The sequence below is a fragment of the Actinomadura sp. 3N508 genome (genome assembly GCF_044326375.1).
Taxonomy (GTDB): Bacteria; Actinomycetota; Actinomycetes; order Streptosporangiales; family Streptosporangiaceae; genus Spirillospora.
In genome coordinates this window covers 1096430-1111493 of sequence record NZ_JBIRAX010000001.1, presented here as the reverse complement: position 1 = coordinate 1111493, position 15064 = coordinate 1096430, and the positions used below count along the sequence as shown (strand labels likewise).

The following is a 15064-nucleotide window of genomic DNA, read 5'->3' as shown; positions in this document are numbered from 1 at the left end:
CATTGAAAGTTGCACTGCAAGGTACAAATGCCCTGGGGGCAAGGTTGCGGAAAGCGAGCCCGTGGCACCCTGAGGTTGTGATCGACGGGTGTGTGATCAGCGTGGGGAGCCGCGGATGAGGTACGCGCACGAGGTCGGCAAGGTGCGGGCGGCGGAGCAGGCTCTGATGGCCCGGCTCCCGGACGGCGCCCTGATGCAGCGCGCCGCCGCCGGGCTGGCGTCGGTGTGCGCCCGCGTGCTGCCCGCCGTGTACGGGTCGCGTGTCGTCCTGCTCGTGGGCGGCGGCGACAACGGCGGCGACGCGCTCTACGCGGGCGCCAGGCTCGCCCGGCGCGGCGCGCGCGTCCGGGTCGTCCAGGCCGGGACCAGGATCCACGAGCAGGGCCTGGCGTCGCTTCGCCTCGCCGGCGGGCGGCTCCTCCAGGACGGCGAGATCGACGCGGCCATCGCCGATGCCGACCTGATCATCGACGGGCTGACCGGCATCGGCGGGACGGGCGGCCTCCGCGAACCCCACGCCCGCTACGCCGCGCTCGCCTCCGCGTCCGCGGGCCTCGTCGTCGCCTGCGACGTGCCGAGCGGCGTCGACGCGAGCACCGGCCGCGTCGAGGGCGCCGCCGTCGAGGCCGACGTCACGGTCACGTTCGGAACGCACAAGCCGGGCCTCTTGATCGATCCGGGCGCGTCCTACTGCGGCGTGGTCGAACTGGTCGACATCGGGCTCGGCCCCGATCTGCCCGACCCGGACGTCGTCGCGCCCCGGTCGGTGGACGTCCGGCCGCCCGAGCCGGGCCCCGAGTCCGACAAGTACCGCCGCGGCGTCGTCGGCGTCATCGCCGGCGGCGACGAGTTCACCGGCGCGGCGGTACTGAGCGTGGGCGGCGCGCTGCACGGCGGTGCCGGGATGGTCCGCTTCGCCTCCGTCGCCCGGCCGGTCGAACTCGTCCGGCGGCGCTGGCCCGAGGCCGTCACCACGGTCATCGACCCCGGCCCGCACGAGCCGAAGGTCCTCGAGCGGATCGGGCGCGTCCAGTCCTGGGTCGTGGGCCCGGGGCTCGGCACCGGCGACGCCGCCGAGTCGCTGCTGGAGGCCGTCCTCACCACGGAGCTACCCGTGCTGGTGGACGCCGACGGCCTCACCGTGCTGTCCCGCCGCCGCGACCTCCTCGCCCGCGCCGCCCCGACCGTCCTAACGCCGCACGCGGGAGAGCTGTCCCGCCTCATCGGCGCCGGCCGCGAGGACATCGAGGCCGCCCGGCTCGACCACGTCCGGCGCGCCGCCGCCGAGCTCTCCGCGACCGTCCTGCTCAAGGGCTCCACCACGCTGGTCGCCGAGCAGGACCGTCCCGTCCGCGTCAACCCGACCGGCACCCCGCGCCTCGCCACCGCCGGGACGGGCGACGTCCTGTCCGGCCTCATCGGCGCCCTCCTCGCCGGGGGCCTGCCCGCCATGGACGCGGCCGCCGCCGGCGCCTACCTGCACGGCCTCGCCGCCCGCCTCGCCACGGCCCCGTCCCCAGGCCCGGAAGCCCCCATCACGGCCCCCGACGTGATCTCGTTCCTCCCGGCGGCGTTCCGCACCGTCCAGGGCGGCGGCGCGCCTTGAACTCGTGAACGGGCAATCGCGTCTTATTGGACGGGGAGTGCCGTTGGAGCGCTCCCCGTCGGCACGGACTGGCCATGACCTGGGCCGTGATGCCCCGGGCATGGCAGCGAGGGCGGCAGACTGGTGAGCATGAACGTTCCTGCTGAGGCACGCGTTGATCTCGACGCGATCGTCGGCAATGTCGGGCTGCTGCGCGAGCGCGCGCAAGGAGCCGAGGTCATGGCCATGGTGAAGGCCGAGGCCTACGGGCACGGCCTGGCCGAGGCCGCCGGGGCCGCGCTCGCGGGCGGCGCCTCCTGGCTGGGCGTCGCGAAGCTCGTCGAGGCGCTGCGGCTGCGGGACGCGGGCTTCACCGTCCGGACGCTGGTGTCGGTGGGCGTGCCCGGCGAGCCGTACGAGGAGGCCGTCGCGCGGGACATCGACCTGACCGTCGGCGCCCCGTGGCTGCTGGAGGAGGTCGTCCAGGCGGCGGAGCGGACGGGACGCGCGGCGCGGATCCATCTGAAGGCCGACACGGGCATGTCGCGCGGCGGGGCGCACGGCCGTGACTGGGAGGAGCTCGTCGACGCGGCCCTGAAGGCGGAGGCGTCCGGACGGGTGCACGTGGTGGGCGCCATGTCCCACTTCGCCTGCGCGGACGAGCCGGGTCACCCCTCCATCGCTGCGCAGGTAGGCGCGTTCACCGAGATGGTGGCGTACGCGGAGAAGGCCGGGGCGCGGTTCGAGGTCCGGCACCTGGCGAACTCGGCGGGGGCGCTGACGGTGCCCGAGGCCAGGTTCGACCTGGTCCGCCCGGGGATCGCCATGTACGGGCTGACGCCCATACCGGCGCTCGGCACGTTCGGGCTGCGTCCCGCGATGACGCTGGTGGCGGACGCGGCGCTGGTCAAGCGGGTCCCGGCGGGCAGCGGCGTGTCGTACGGGCACACCTACCACACCGAGCGGGAGACGACCCTGGCCGTCGTCCCGGTCGGGTACGGCGACGGGATTCCCCGGCACGGGTCGAACCTGCTGCAGGTCCTCGCGGGCGGCGCCCGCCGGACGATCGCCGGACGCGTCTGCATGGACCAGTTCGTCATCGACCTCGGCGATGATCAACTGGCCGCGGGCGATGAGATCATCTTGTTCGGCCCGGGTGACCGGGGCGAGCCGACCGCTCAGGAGTGGGCGGACGCACTGGGCACGATCTCGTATGAGATCGTCACCCGCATCGGGTCCCGGGTACCGAGGGCGTACCCGGGAGGGGCGCTGTAGGAGGCGCGCGCGAATGGGCAGCAGCAGGCGCAGGATCGGCATCGTCGGCACCGTCGCCGGTGTCGGCGCGGCCGGGGTGGGCGCGGCCGTCGGCCTGCGCCGCGTCGCGGTCGGCCGGGTGCGGCTGCGGCCCGACCCGGACGCCGGCGAGCCGTTCGGCGAGCTGCGCGGCCGGGAGCTGACCGTCGAGGCGAGCGACGGCCTCCCGCTGCACGTCGAGGTGGACGGCCCCGACGACGCCGACCTCACCATCGTGTTCAGCCACGGCTACACCCTCAACCAGGACTCCTGGCACTACCAGCGCCGCGACCTGCAAGGCTCGCTCCAGATGGTTTTCTGGGACCAGCGCAGCCACGGCCGGTCCGGGCGCAGCGACCCCCGCAACGCGACGATCGAGCAGACCGGCGACGATCTGCACGCGGTGCTGAAGGCGACCGTCCGGCGCAAGCAGCCCGTCATCCTCGCCGGGCACTCCATGGGCGGCATGTCGATCATGGCGCTGGCCGACCGGCATCCCCAGCTGTTCAAGCGGCAGGTCGTCGGGGTGGCGCTGGTCAACACCTCCTGCGGCGACCTGGCGGAGATGACGCTCGGGTTGCCGCTGGTGCTGGCGAAGGTCGTCCGGCCGCTGGCGCCGCGGACGCTGCGCGGTCTCGGCCGCCAGGCCGAGCTGGTGGAGCGGGCCCGCGGCCTCGGCGCCGACCTGGCGTTCGTGGTGACGCGGAAGATGGCGTTCGCCGACAAGCAGGTGAGCCCGACCGTCGTCGGCTTCCTGGAAGAGATGATCAGGGCGACGCCGATCGACGTGATCGCGGAGTTCTATCCGGCGCTGATGGCGCACGACAAGATCGCCTGCCTGGACGTTCTCGGCCGCGTCCCGACCCTCGTCCTCGCGGGCGGCCAGGACCGGCTCACCCCGGCCGGGCACTCGCGCCGCATCGCCGACGCGCTGCCGGACGCGGAGCTGGTAGAGGTGGAGGAGGCCGGGCACGTGCTGCCGCTGGAGTATCCGGGCGTGGTGACCGGCGGGCTGCGCCGGCTGATCGACCGAGTCCGGCCGGAGTACGAGGAGGAGCGCACCGCGTGAACGAGATCACGGTCACCGTGCCCACGGCGGAGGACATGCGCGAGTTCGGCGTCCGCCTGGCGGGCCTGCTGCGCCCGGGCGACCTGCTGGTCATGACGGGCCATCTCGGCGCGGGCAAGACGACGCTGACGCAGGGCATCGGCGAGGGCCTGAAGGTGCGCGGCCCGATCACCTCGCCGACGTTCGTCATCGCGCGGGTGCATCCGTCGCTGGCCGGCGGGCCCCCGCTGGTGCACGTGGACGCCTACCGGCTGGGCGGTTTCGCGGAGCTGGACGATCTCGATCTCGACGCCTCGGTCGAGGAATCGGTGACGGTCGTGGAATGGGGCGAAGGGCTCGCGGAGGGCCTTGCGGAAGATCGCCTGGAATTGACCATCGCGCGCGGGAACGGTCCCGGAGAAGATCGCGAAGTGCGGCTCGTCGGGGTGGGTCCGCGCTGGTCAGACCTGGAGCCGGTGGCCGGCTGAGCCCGCGGGCCTCCTTAAAGTCTTTACCGCCGGGGCTGGGCAACTTTACGGCGAGATGTCGTATTCTTTGCCGGAACGAACCTCGCGTTCGCGACAAATCGATTCTCGCAGCGGGAGTGGGATCCGGTGAGTGGCAGCCATCGCGGCGGCGGTGACCGCGGCACGGGCGGGACGGGCGAGTACCCGCGCCGGCCCGGCCATGACCCGCGCCGCCATCCGGCGCCCGGCGACCGGACGTACCGCACCGAAACCGGCCCCCACCACCCCGGGACCTACCGTCCCGGCAGCGGAGGTCACGCCGGGGGGCGCCGGCCCGGCGGCCGCCGCGCCGCCCGCGCACGCCGCCGCCGGAGCGGCTGGCGGTGGGCCGTCATCCTCGGCTCCGTCGGGGCCGGGGTCGGCATCTGCCTGTTCGCCGTGTTCGCCGTCCTGACGGGCGGCGACCCGGACGCCGGCCGGTCCGCCGGCGGCGCCGCCACCGAGAGCAGCCCGTCGCCCTACGGCGAGCGCACCGCGGTCCCCGACTCGTGCGCGATCGTCGCCCAAGGCCTCGTCAACAGGCTCGCGCCGGGCGCCGAGCGCACCGAGGCCGACAAGAACGAGGGCGACGACCGGCAGAGCCAGTGCGTGTGGGGCGCCTACGCCGGCGACGCCATGCGCCAGCTGATCGTCGAGCTCCGCGCGATCCCCGGCACCAGCGGCCGGACGCCCACGGAGGCCGCCCGAGCCACCTTCACCTCGGAACGGACCGCCGACGAGACCGGCAAGGCGGTCCTCACGGGCCAGGAGATCACCGACCAGAACCGCCTCACCGGCGTCGGCGACGACGCGTACGTCGTCTACAGCGTCGACAAGGGGCAGGGGTCGGGTGAGGCGGTCTCCAACGTGCTGCTGGGGAACGTCCTCATCACCATCCACTACTCCGGCTCGGACGACGGCGAACCGCTGTCGTCGCAGACCGCCAAGGGCGGCGCCGTCGACGTGGCGAAGGCCGTGATCCAGAGCATGGACCGCGCCTGACCGGCCCTCTCCCGGCCGCCGTCACAGCGGGCGGACCTGTAGGCTTTCAACCCGTGCTGGTCTTGGCTTTCGACACCGCGACCGCCGCGATCACCGTGGCGCTGTACGAGTGGACACCCGGGGAGGGCGCCGTCCGGCGCGGCGCGGCCGAGGCGGTCGACCGGCGCAGGCACACGGAGCTTCTCACCCCGTCCATCGCGAGCGTGATGGCGGAGGCCGGAGCCGCTCCAGACGATCTCAGCGCGATCACCGTCGGCGTCGGCCCCGGCCCCTACACGGGGCTGCGCGTCGGGCTGATCACCGCCCGTTCCATGGGCGGCGCGCTCAGCATCCCGGTGCACGGCATCTGCACGCTCGACGTCATCGCCTGGGCCACCGGCTCGGAAGAGCCGTTCGCCGTCGCCACGGACGCCCGCCGCAAAGAGGTCTACTGGGCGCGGTACCACTCGTTCCGCGCGCGCGCCACCGCGCCTGCCGTGGGCCCACCTGCCGACGTCCTGGACGGGGCGCCCGAGGGCCTCGCCGTCGTCGGTGAAGGCGCCGCCCTGTACCCGGAGATCCTCGGCGATTCCGGGCACGAGCCGCTGCTCCCCACCGCCGGCGCCCTCGCCGAGCTGACCGTCGCGCGCCTGGCCGGGCTGAAGGGCCCCGAGCTCCTTCCGCCCGAGCCCCTCTACCTCCGCCGTCCCGACGCGAAGGAGCCGGGCCCGCGCAAGAAGGTGACGCGGGCGTGAGCGATATCGTCCTGCGGGCGATGTCCGACGCGGACGTCCCCACCATCCACGCGCTGGAACAGTCGCTGTTCCCAGAGGACGCGTGGAGCGAGGAGATGATCGCCGGCGAGCTCGCCGACCAGCCGCGGACCCGGCACTACGTCGTCGCGGAGGCGCCCGGCGGCGAGATCGTCGGCTACGCGGGCCTCGCCGCGGCCGGTGGGCAGGCCGATGTGCAGACCATCGGCGTCCGCGCCGACCAGCGCGGCTCGGGCGTCGGCGCGGCGCTGCTCACCGAGCTGCTGGACGAGGCCGCCCGCCGGGGCAGCGAGGCGGTGTTCCTGGAGGTCCGCGCCGACAACGCCGCCGCGCGCCGCCTCTACGAGCGGTTCGGCTTCGACGAGGTCGGCATCCGCAAACGCTACTACCAGCCCTCCGACGTGGACGCGATCGTCATGTGCCGCACGCTCCGCGAACGTCCGTCCTTCGGCTTCACCAGGGAGAACACGTGATTCCGGACGAGCCGCTGGTGCTCGGCATCGAGACCTCCTGCGACGAGACCGGCGTCGGGATCGTGCGCGGCCACACCCTCCTCGCGGACGCGATCGCCTCCAGCGTCGACGAGCACGCCCGGTTCGGCGGCGTGGTGCCCGAGGTCGCCTCCCGCGCCCACCTGGAGGCGATGGCGCCGACGGTCGAGCGGGCCCTCGCCGACGCGGGCGTGGCGTTCACCGACATCGACGCGTTCGCGGTGACGGCGGGCCCCGGGCTGCCGGGCGCGCTGATGGTCGGCGTCGCCGCGGCGAAGGCGTACGCGCTGTCGCTGGGCAAGCCGCTGTACGGCGTCAACCATCTGGCCGCGCACGTGTGCGTCGACCAGCTCGAACACGGCCCGCTGCCGAAGCCGTGCGTGGCGCTGCTGGTGTCGGGCGGGCACTCGTCGCTGCTGCTGGTGCCGGACGTGGCGGGCGACGTCCGCTCCCTCGGCACCACGGTCGACGACGCGGCCGGCGAGGCGTTCGACAAGGTCGCCCGCGTCCTCGACCTCGGCTTCCCCGGCGGGCCGGTCATCGACCGGATGGCCCGCGACGGCGACCCGGCCGCGATCCCGTTCCCGCGCGGCAAGTACAACGACGGCACCTACGACTTCTCGTTCTCCGGCCTGAAGACGGCCGTGGCGCGCTGGGTGGAGGCCAAGGAGCGGGCGGGCGAGCCGGTGCCGGTCGCGGACGTGGCGGCGTCCTTCCAGGAGGCCGTCGTGGACGTCCTGACGCAGAAGGCGCTGAAGGTCTGCAAGGACAACGGCGTCCACGACCTGCTGATCGGCGGCGGTGTCGCGGCCAACTCGCGGCTGCGGGCCCTCGCGGCGGAACGCTGCGAGAGGGCGGGCGTGCGGCTGCGCGTCCCGCGTCCGAAGCTCTGCACCGACAACGGCGCCATGGTCGCCGCCCTCGGCTCGGAACTGCTGGCCGCCGGGGCGTCACCGTCCGACCTGGAGCTCCCCGCCGATTCGAGCCTCCCGATCGGCTCCGTCCTGCTCTGACCGCAGTGGTCAGCAGTCGGACAGGAGCTTCGAGAGGTAGTCCTCGTAGAGCGGCACCTGGGCTTCGTCTATGACGCGCGTGTCGTCTTCGGGCAGGAGGTCGAGGAGGCTGCGGACGTCCCAGTACGGGTCGTGCGGGTGGCCGCCGGAGACCTGGTCGAACGCCGACAGGAAGCGGTCGGCGATGGCGGGGCCGTAGCGGAGGGCGAGCCCGCGGCGCATGTGGGCGATGTCGACGGCGATCGGCCCGGACGAGGCGTCCGACCAGTCGACGACCCCGGTGAGCTTGCCGTAGGACCAGAGCGTGTTGTCGGCGTGGTAGTCGCGGTGGATGAACCGGACAGGCGCCTCGGGCGCGGGCCGGGCCGCGATCTCGTAGGCGCGTTCCCACAGCTCGGGACGGTGCGCGTGCCTGGGCGGGCACCGCTCGTCGAGCCGGTTGTAGGGGACGTACGGCGGCATCGTGGACGCGCCGTTCAGCGTGTGCACCGACAGGAGCGCGGCCGCCAGCTGGATGAGGTACTCGGGCAGGTCGTCGGGGGACGGGCGCGGCGGGTGGCCGGTCAGCCGGGTGATGAGCAGCGCGGGGACGTCGCAGTACGCGCCCGCGGGGTCGGCGGCGACGAGGGCCGGGGTCGGGATCTCGCACGCGGCGAGGAGCGCGAGCGCGGCGATCTCGCGTTCGGGGGAGAACTCGGAGCCGTGCGGGCGGCGCGCGGTGACGGGTTCGCTGGACGTCCAGCGGCGCAGGACGAGCCGGTGCGCGCTGCCGGAGCGGCTCTCCACCAGCAGGGCGTGGTTGGCGTGCGCGGTTCCGCCCGCGAGCGGCCGCACCATGCGGACCTCGGCGCCCTTGCCGAGACACTCCTCGACCCAGCGCAGGGTGGCGTGGCCGGGTGGAGCGCCGGTCGGCAGGACGGCAGCCGGTGTGCGAGTCACCTGATCCATGAAAACGGATTCCGAAGGGTATTGGGAGTGATTTTGCGAAGACGGAACGTAACAAGATGCACGTCATCGCGGTGCTTTGGCGGAGCACCTCCGGTCATTACGGCGGTTGGCCGGACAAACGTCGCGCATTCCGGTGGGTATCCGAATACCCCCCGGAGCGGGCCCGATGGGAATGGCAAAAGATCGGGTGGGGCCACCGCCCGTGGCGGCCCCACCCGATCGATGTCGCAACGGCTACCGCTCAGTGTCTTTCTGGGGGGCGACCCCCAGACCCCCGAAGGGGACTGACCGGCCTCCTTCGCTCCGCCGGCGCTCCGCGAAGAAGACCGGTCAGTCCTTGGACTCTCGGCGCGGGCGCAATAGCGCCTCGGCGAGGGCGAGCATCGTCTCCTCCAGATTGGACAGGCGCTTGAGCACGTCCTCGTGCACGGCGTTGACCTGCTTGGAGACGTCGTCGTGGACGCCGTCGACCTTCCGGCCGACCTTGTCCTCGACGTGCGAGAAGCGCTTGGCGAAATCGGCCTGCGCGGCGTCGGCGCGGCGGACGGCCTCGTCCTGCATGCCCTCCACGCGCCGGGCCAGCTCTTCGTGGACGCCGCCGACGTGCCGGGTGACGTCCTCCTGCATGTTGCCGACCTGCTTGGCGACGTCCTCGTGGATGGCGCCGACCTGCCGGGTGACGTCGGTGTGGATGTCGCCGATCCGCTTGCCGAAGTCGTCGTGGACGCCGCTGATCTGCCGCGACACCTCCGTGTGCACGGACTCGACCTGCTTGGTGACGTCGGCGTGCACCGACTCGACGCGGCGGGACACGATCTCGACCTGCGTGGTGAACTCCTCCAGTGCCCCGTCGACCCGCTTGGCGACGTTGTCGTGGATGCCCTCGACGCGTTTGCGGACGTCGTCGTGCACGTCCTCGAACCGGCGGGAGAACTCGTCCATGCGCTTGGCGACGTCGCCGTAGGCCGCCTCGGCGATCTGCGCCATCGACGCCCTGATCTCGTCGCGGTCCGGCCGGGCGCGCAGCTCCTCGACCAGCGGGACGACGGCCTCGGCGAGGTGCTTCTCCAGCGCGTCGAAGCGGTCGCCGTGGTCGGCCGGGGCGCGCTGGACGAGCTCGCCCAGCAGCCGGTGCACCTCGGCGATCTCCAGCGTGGCCGGGAGCCGGGTGATCCGCTCGCCGACGCCGTCGATGCGGCCGTCGATGCCCTCGAACCTGCCGTCCAGGCCCTCCAGCTTGCCGGACACCCCTTCGAGGCGGCCGTCGACGCCGTCCAGCCGCCCGTCGAGCCCGTCGAGCCGGCCGCCGACGCCCTCGACCCGGCCGTTGACCGCCTCCAGGCCCTGCTCCATCCGCTCGGCCATCTCGCCGAGCGCCTGGTCGACCCGCGCGGTGACGGCGTTGATCGAGTGCTCGAGCCGCTCGGACCGGTGGCCGAGCTCCGCCAGCGACTTGTCGAGCCGGTTGAACCGGACGGACGCGGCCTCCATGCTGCCCTGGAGCTTGTCGAGCCGCTTGGTCATCTCGTCCATGCGCTGCGACGCCTGCTGCGTGGCGTCGGCGATCTGCTGCGCGGAGTCGAGGACGGCCTGGATGCGGGTCAGGCCCTCGTCGACGTTCTCGGCGACGACACCGACGTCGGCCCACAGCGCGGGCAGTTCGGCGACGGGTTTGACCCGCTCGCCGAACGCCTCGAGGTGCTCGGCCAGCCCCTCGATCCACTCCGGGGGCTTGCCCGCCATCTCGTCCATCTGCCCGCGGACGCTGTCGAGTTGCCCGGTCAGCCCGCTCAGCTCCCGCTCGCGGACCTCACGGAGCAGCCACTCCATCCCTTCCAGCCGCTGCCGAATCTCGTCGAGGACCTGACCCTGTGAGCGCTGTTCATAGACGTGGTCCTGCGCCGCACGGGCGAGCAACTCCCGCATCCGATCCGAGACCGGTTGACCCCCCGTCTGCAGGAAGTTGTGATTCGTTTCCACCCGATGCTCCTTCGTGTGCCGGCGCGACGAAATGACGCACGGCAATGAATCTCTGGAGCCGCCACTGTAGTGCTTACGGGGGGTCCCTATAACGGGGAGCAGAGAACATTGTGAGTTCTGTGTAATGTGCCTGTTACCCGGCTGGGGCGAATAGCGAGAGTTCTCCGGCAGCTAGGCATTTTACCGCTTTGTGCCAATCGTGCTGATTGTGGCGATGAGTGAGCCGGGCGGGCCTGGCGCGGGCCGTCTCGGGCCAGCGTTCTGTCCGTACATCTCGTCCGACATGGGCAGTTGGCGGACGGCACTCGCATACGGCCTCGGCGACACGTGTCAGCGGAATGTCATACCGTTCCGGCGGGCTCAGGCCATTTCGGTGGCGTATTCGGGAGCGCCGAAGCCCCCGCCGCCGAACCCGGCTTGGTGTTTTCCGTCCGCCCCGACCCGGCGCGTCGATTTGCATGCGCTGTTACGGCCTTGCCGGGCGCCCGCAATCGCCGGTGAAGCGATACCGGAAAGGGACGATGATTTGCCCGGACGTTGCGCGTCGCCCGGTCTCGCTTGGCGCGACCGGACGGCGGGAAGATCTTTGGACTCGATCGCCGCCGCGCACCGCTCCGGGCGGGTCCCAGGTCACCGGACGGGACGTGTGAGGAGCGCGACCGGGTCCCGCCCGACACGGGTCACCACGAGCGTCAGCTCCGCCGCCGGGCCGCGCGGCGTGCGGCGGCCGCCGAAGCCGAGGTCGCGGCGCAGCCGGTCGACGTCGACCGCCGAGCCGCGCTTCTTCACGGTGAGCACGCCGACGCCTCGCCGCCGCACCTCCGCGCGCAGGCGCTTGACCGAGAACGGCAGCACGTCCTCTATCTCGTACGCGGACGCGAACGGCGTCGGGCGCAGCTCGTCGGACGTGACGTACGCGATGCGCGGGTCCGCGAGCCCTCCGTCGACCAGCGCCGCGACCTCACCGACGAGATGGGCGCGGATCACGGCCCCATCAGGCTCGTACAGATAGCGGCCCCAGGCGCGGACGTCCGGTTCGCCCAGCCCCTGCGGGGTGAGCGTCGACACCTGCGCATCGCCGTCGGACGAGAGCAGCGTGGCCCGCCGACCAACGTCCCCGGCGAGGTCGCCTAGCCACAGGGCCGCTTCCTTGACGTCTCCGCCCACGGAGACCCACTCGGCCTCTGCCCCGTCTGGGACGGCCTCGTGCGGAATGCCAGGGGCGACCTTCACGCATGCCCCCGGCGCCCGAGAGCCCTTGTCCAGGACGACGTCCAGCGGCGGCTCATACGCGCGAGGATCGAAAACCCTGCCTCGTGCCGTGCGCCGTCCAGGATCGGCGAAGACGGCATCGAACCCGTCCACCTCTCCCTTGGTCGCATCACCCACGCGTACAGAGGCGAGACCGTCCAGCCCAAGGGAGGCCACGTTCGCCAGCGCCACCTCAGCCGTCAGCGGGTCGAGTTCCACACCTTCCCCGACCAGGCCCAAGCGCGCGCGTGCGATGAGGTCGGCGCCTATCCCGCACCCCAGTTCCAGCACACGCGCGCCAGGCAGACGGTCAGCGAACCGTCGCGCGCGATGCGACGCCACACTCGCCCGTGTCGACTGCTCCAGCCCCGCCTGGGTGAAGTACATGCGATCGGCGTCGTCGCCGAACTTCGCCCGCGCCCGCATGCGCAACCGCACCTGCGTGAGCGCGGCGGCGACGAGCGCCGGATCGTGCCGTTCGCGGAGCCGGGACGCCGCCGCGAGCAGACCGTCCTCGCTCACGTCCAGCCCCGCCGCCTCGCCGAGCAGCGCCTGACCGGACGGGCCGAGCAGAGCCCGGAACGACGCGATGTCCATGGAAGGACGTTAGCGGCGCACGCGGACGGGCAGGGGAGGGCCAGCGGTGACCCCTGTTCGGCCAGTTGGCGGCACGTGAAGTTAGCCTGCGGTGAACACGGGCAAACGGCTCCCGGCCTCCCCGTGTCCGTGTTGACTGCTTACCGGCCACGGCATAGTCTCCATGACTGGCACTCTCCGAGGGAGAGTGCCAACAACAGCGACGAAGGTCGGTCTGGCACCCGCGACGACAGGCCGGTCCAGGGTCGCCTCTTCTGTCACATGTGCTGGCCGGCCCGCCATGGCCGGCCGAGGACCAATCGAAGGGGAGGTCAGATCGTGACGACCGCCACCAAGGTTGTTCTCAAGCCGCTTGAGGACCGTATCGTCGTCCAGCCGCTTGAGGCCGAGACCACCACCGCGTCGGGCCTGGTGATCCCGGACACCGCGAAGGAGAAGCCCCAGGAGGGGACCGTCATCGCGGTTGGCCCGGGCCGGGTCGACGACAAGGGCGAGCGCGTGCCCGTCGACGTCAAGGTCGGCGAGGTCGTGCTTTACAGCAAGTACGGCGGCACCGAGGTCAAGTACAACAACGAGGAGTACCTCGTCCTCTCGGCCCGCGACGTGCTCGCGGTCATCGAGAAGTAATCACCGAGAACGTGATGCACCCGCCCCGGTCGGCGCCGCCTTCGGCGGGCCGGTCGGGGCGGATCGCGTAAAGAGGAGTATCCGCATGGCGAAGATCCTGGAGTTCGAGGAGGACGCTCGCCGGGCTCTTGAGCGCGGCGTCAACGCTCTCGCGGACGCCGTCAAGGTGACGATCGGCCCGCGCGGCCGCAACGTCGTCATCGACAAGAAGTTCGGCGCGCCGACGATCACCAACGACGGCGTCACCATCGCCCGCGAGGTCGAGCTGGAGGACCCCTACGAGAACCTCGGGGCCCAGCTCGCCAAGGAAGTGGCGACCAAGACCAACGACATCGCGGGCGACGGCACCACCACGGCGACCGTCCTCGCGCAGGCGATGGTCCGGGAGGGCACCCGCAACGTGGCGGCCGGCGCGTCGCCGCTCGCGCTCAAGCGCGGCATCGACGCCGCCGCCCAGTACGTGTCCGACCAGCTGCTCAAGTCGGCCCGCGAGATCGTCGAGAAGGACGAGATCGCGCACGTCGCGACCATCTCCGCGCAGGACCCGAAGATCGGCGAGCTGATCGCGGAGGCGTTCGAGAAGGTCGGCAAGGACGGCGTCATCACCGTCGAAGAGGCCCACACGATGGGCCTGGAGCTGGAGTTCACCGAGGGCCTCCAGTTCGACAAGGGCTACCTGTCGCCGCACATGGTGACCGACCCCGAGCGCATGGAGGCCGTCCTGGAGGACGCCTACGTGCTCATCGTGGACGGCAAGATCTCCAACGTGCAGGAGTTCCTGCCGCTGGCCGAGAAGGTCGCCCAGACCAAGAAGCCGCTGCTCGTGGTGGCCGAGGACGTCGAGGGCGAGGCGCTGGCCCTGCTCGTCGCCAACAAGATCCGCGGGACGTTCCTGTCCGTCGGGGTGAAGGCGCCGGGCTTCGGCGACCGCCGCAAGGCGATGCTGGGCGACATGGCCACCCTCACCGGCGGCCAGGTCGTCAGCGAGGCCATCGGCCTCAAGCTCGACTCCATCGGCCTGGAAGACCTCGGCCGCGCCCGCCGCATCACCGTCACCAAGGACGCCACCACCATCGTCGACGGTGAGGGCGCCGCGGACGACATCACCGCCCGGATCAACCAGATCAAGGTCGAGATCGAGAACTCCGACTCCGACTGGGACCGGGAGAAGCTGCAGGAGCGCCTCGCCAAGCTGGCCGGGGGCGTCTGCGTGCTGCGTGTCGGCGCCGCCACCGAGGTGGAGCTGAAGGAGAAGAAGCACCGCCTGGAGGACGCCATCTCGGCGACCCGCGCGGCGATCGAGGAGGGCATCGTCGCCGGCGGCGGCGCCGCCCTGGTGCACGTCGCCAAGGAGGGCTTCGACGCCCTCGGGCTGTCCGGCGACGAGGCGACCGGCGCGGAGGCCGTCCGCCGCGCGCTGGACGAGCCGCTGCGCTGGATCTCCGAGAACGCCGGCCAGGAGGGCTACGTCGTCGTCTCCAAGGTGCGCCTGCTGCAGCCGGGCCACGGCTACAACGCCGCCACCGACGAGTACGGCGACCTGGTCGCGCAGGGTGTCATCGACCCGGTGAAGGTGACGCGCAGCGCCGTCACCAACGCCGGCTCGATCGCGGGCATGCTGCTCACGACCGAGGCGCTCGTGGTCGACAAGCCGGAGGAGGCCGAGGAGGCCGCCGGCGGTCACGGCCACGGGCACGGCCACGGCCACTGATTCCGGCGCCTGTCGGCGACACCGGAGAGCATCGGCAGACCCCCGTCCGCACGGACGGGGGTCTTGCCTTTTGATGTCGAACATGCTGTCTGTTGATCAATGAGCTGTTTCCGCCCCTTCGTCGGGTGTGGGACGGAAGAAAAACGAGAACGCCACGAAGTGGATCAGCTACACCACGTAGTAACCCCAGGAAAGCTCCAGCACTGTGACCATTCCGTTGTAGAGCACGGTGGAGACACACCCGGGCGCGCTGGGCATCA

General features: G+C 71.9%; 13 protein-coding genes. 10 read left to right on the top strand and 3 right to left on the bottom strand.

The annotated features are described in order from the left end of the window. Positions 1 to 115: 115 nt before the first annotated feature. The 8 genes from ACH34S_RS05040 to tsaD all read left to right on the top strand — a co-directional run bounded on the left by ACH34S_RS05040 (position 116) and on the right by tsaD (position 7690). Complete coding sequence (locus ACH34S_RS05040) at positions 116 to 1606, top strand: NAD(P)H-hydrate dehydratase (protein WP_395951171.1); 1491 nt, start codon at positions 116 to 118, stop codon at positions 1604 to 1606. 129 nt (positions 1607 to 1735) lie between these two features. Then, complete coding sequence (gene alr, locus ACH34S_RS05035; RefSeq protein ID WP_395951170.1) at positions 1736 to 2860, top strand: alanine racemase; 1125 nt, start codon at positions 1736 to 1738, stop codon at positions 2858 to 2860. A gap of 13 nt (positions 2861 to 2873) precedes the next feature. Beyond that, entirely contained in the window at positions 2874 to 3947 is a 1074-nt protein-coding gene (locus ACH34S_RS05030) for an alpha/beta fold hydrolase (protein ID WP_395951169.1), read from the top strand. Positions 3948 to 3952: 5 nt separating this feature from the next. Beyond that, positions 3953 to 4414: a tRNA (adenosine(37)-N6)-threonylcarbamoyltransferase complex ATPase subunit type 1 TsaE gene (gene tsaE, locus ACH34S_RS05025; protein ID WP_395951453.1), complete on the top strand. Its 462-nt coding sequence runs from the start codon at positions 3953 to 3955 to the stop codon at positions 4412 to 4414. Positions 4415 to 4540: 126 nt separating this feature from the next. Beyond that, positions 4541 to 5434: a hypothetical protein gene (locus tag ACH34S_RS05020; RefSeq protein ID WP_395951168.1), complete on the top strand. Its 894-nt coding sequence runs from the start codon at positions 4541 to 4543 to the stop codon at positions 5432 to 5434. A gap of 53 nt (positions 5435 to 5487) precedes the next feature. Further along, positions 5488 to 6168, top strand: coding sequence for a tRNA (adenosine(37)-N6)-threonylcarbamoyltransferase complex dimerization subunit type 1 TsaB (tsaB, locus tag ACH34S_RS05015; RefSeq protein WP_395951167.1), 681 nt, complete (start codon positions 5488 to 5490; stop codon positions 6166 to 6168). A gap of 5 nt (positions 6169 to 6173) precedes the next feature. Then, positions 6174 to 6659 (top strand): ribosomal protein S18-alanine N-acetyltransferase, encoded by a 486-nt coding sequence (rimI, locus tag ACH34S_RS05010; protein WP_395951452.1) that lies wholly within the window; start codon positions 6174 to 6176, stop codon positions 6657 to 6659. After that, the gene (gene tsaD / locus ACH34S_RS05005; protein ID WP_395951166.1) at positions 6656 to 7690 is read left to right on the top strand and encodes a tRNA (adenosine(37)-N6)-threonylcarbamoyltransferase complex transferase subunit TsaD; all 1035 of its coding nucleotides are present in this window, start codon (positions 6656 to 6658) and stop codon (positions 7688 to 7690) included. Before rimI ends, tsaD begins: the two co-directional genes overlap by 4 nt. 9 nt (positions 7691 to 7699) lie before the next feature. Here tsaD and ACH34S_RS05000 read toward each other — a convergent pair whose 3' ends face one another. From ACH34S_RS05000 to ACH34S_RS04990, 3 genes are all read right to left on the bottom strand, one after another. Next, complete coding sequence (locus ACH34S_RS05000; protein ID WP_395951165.1) at positions 7700 to 8638, bottom strand: phosphotransferase family protein; 939 nt, start codon at positions 8636 to 8638, stop codon at positions 7700 to 7702. 330 nt (positions 8639 to 8968) lie between these two features. Next, positions 8969 to 10618 (bottom strand): hypothetical protein, encoded by a 1650-nt coding sequence (locus tag ACH34S_RS04995; RefSeq protein WP_395951164.1) that lies wholly within the window; start codon positions 10616 to 10618, stop codon positions 8969 to 8971. A 630-nt stretch (positions 10619 to 11248) separates the two neighbouring features. After that, complete coding sequence (locus tag ACH34S_RS04990; protein WP_395951163.1) at positions 11249 to 12466, bottom strand: SAM-dependent methyltransferase; 1218 nt, start codon at positions 12464 to 12466, stop codon at positions 11249 to 11251. Positions 12467 to 12781: 315 nt separating this feature from the next. On the opposite strand from ACH34S_RS04990, the gene groES reads away from it, so the two are divergent. Further along, positions 12782 to 13093 (top strand): co-chaperone GroES, encoded by a 312-nt coding sequence (gene groES, locus ACH34S_RS04985; protein ID WP_199487366.1) that lies wholly within the window; start codon positions 12782 to 12784, stop codon positions 13091 to 13093. An 85-nt stretch (positions 13094 to 13178) separates the two neighbouring features. Next, positions 13179 to 14804: a chaperonin GroEL gene (gene groL, locus ACH34S_RS04980; protein ID WP_395951162.1), complete on the top strand. Its 1626-nt coding sequence runs from the start codon at positions 13179 to 13181 to the stop codon at positions 14802 to 14804. Positions 14805 to 15064: the final 260 nt, after the last annotated feature.

Bases quoted from the DNA above. Each gene is read 5' to 3' on its own strand.
- ACH34S_RS05040 (WP_395951171.1), top strand. From the start codon at position 116: ATGAGGTACGCGCACGAGGTCGGCAAGGTGCGGGCGGCGGAGCAGGCT.
- alr (WP_395951170.1), top strand. From the start codon at position 1,736: ATGAACGTTCCTGCTGAGGCACGCGTTGATCTCGACGCGATCGTCGGC.
- ACH34S_RS05030 (WP_395951169.1), top strand. From the start codon at position 2,874: ATGGGCAGCAGCAGGCGCAGGATCGGCATCGTCGGCACCGTCGCCGGT.
- ACH34S_RS05000 (WP_395951165.1), bottom strand. From the start codon at position 8,638: ATGGATCAGGTGACTCGCACACCGGCTGCCGTCCTGCCGACCGGCGCT.
- ACH34S_RS04990 (WP_395951163.1), bottom strand. From the start codon at position 12,466: ATGGACATCGCGTCGTTCCGGGCTCTGCTCGGCCCGTCCGGTCAGGCG.
- groL (WP_395951162.1), top strand. From the start codon at position 13,179: ATGGCGAAGATCCTGGAGTTCGAGGAGGACGCTCGCCGGGCTCTTGAG.